Origin of the sequence: Microbacterium sp. GbtcB4, assembly GCF_019091465.1 — a bacterium.
GTDB classification, from domain to species: Bacteria; Actinomycetota; Actinomycetes; order Actinomycetales; family Microbacteriaceae; genus Microbacterium; species Microbacterium paraoxydans.
Window position 1 is genome coordinate 1 of the sequence record NZ_JAGXJJ010000169.1, and the last position, 266, is coordinate 266.

The 266-nt window shown below is 73.7% G+C and carries 1 pseudogene; it reads left to right on the forward strand.

Annotated elements, in window-relative coordinates:
• A pseudogene (locus tag KVS71_RS17600) lies at nucleotides 1-266 on the forward strand (ABC transporter ATP-binding protein); the annotation flags it as partial.

Consider the following 266-nt stretch of genomic DNA (forward strand, 5'->3'; position numbering starts at 1 on the left):
CACCGAGGCGCTCGTGGAGGAGGCGCTGCGGCACGTGCTCGCCGACACCACCGCGATGATCGTCGCGCACCGACCGTCCACCGTGGCCCTCGCCGACCGCGTGGCGCTGCTGGAGGACGGCCGGATCACCGCCGTCGGCACGCACACCGGGCTGTTGAAGACGAGTCGGCACTACCGGCACGTCATCTCCAGCCTGGAGGCCGGGGGGGCCGCCCGCACCGGGGCCAGCCCGCTCATCCGCGACGAGCAGGCGGAGATCCACGAGA